This is a genomic window from Streptomyces hazeniae (genome assembly GCF_031845485.1).
Taxonomy (GTDB): domain Bacteria; phylum Actinomycetota; class Actinomycetes; order Streptomycetales; family Streptomycetaceae; genus Streptomyces; species Streptomyces hazeniae.
The window spans coordinates 1-460 of sequence record NZ_JAVREQ010000166.1 but is presented as its reverse complement, the minus strand read 5'-3'; the positions used below and the strand labels follow the sequence as shown (position 1 = coordinate 460).

The following is a 460-nucleotide window of genomic DNA, read 5'->3' as shown; positions in this document are numbered from 1 at the left end:
ATCACTCATGAGGGCGGGATTCAAACGTGGTGCCCTGCTCCTGATCGGCCTCTGCGGCTACGGCGCGTCGATGGCGATGATGGTGCGCGCCGGGCTCGGCCTCGATCCGTGGGACGTCTTCCACCAGGGTCTGACCCGGCACACGCCGCTGTCCCTCGGGATGGCCTCCGCCGTCGTCGGCGTCGTCGTCCTGCTGGCCTGGATCCCGTTGCGTAACCGGCCCGGGATCGGGACCGTCGCCAACGTCATCGTCATCGCCGTCACGGTGGACGCCACGTTGGCCGTCCTGCCCGCGCCCTCGGCACTGCCGGTTCGCATCGCGATGATGATCGGCGCCGTCGTGCTCAACGCCATCAGCACCGTGCTCTACATCGGTGCCGGCCTGGGCCCCGGACCCCGCGACGGCCTGATGACCGGACTCGTTGCCCGCACCGGGTTGTCGGTGCGATTGGTGCGCACC

Annotated in this window: 1 protein-coding gene; it reads left to right on the top strand. The window is 69.6% G+C overall.

Going from position 1 to position 460, the window contains the following annotated elements; all coding sequences use genetic code 11:
• Nucleotides 1-7: 7 nt before the first annotated feature.
• Nucleotides 8-460 (top strand): YczE/YyaS/YitT family protein (locus RM572_RS29135; protein WP_394813731.1); only part of this gene is annotated, 453 nt, incomplete at its 3' end.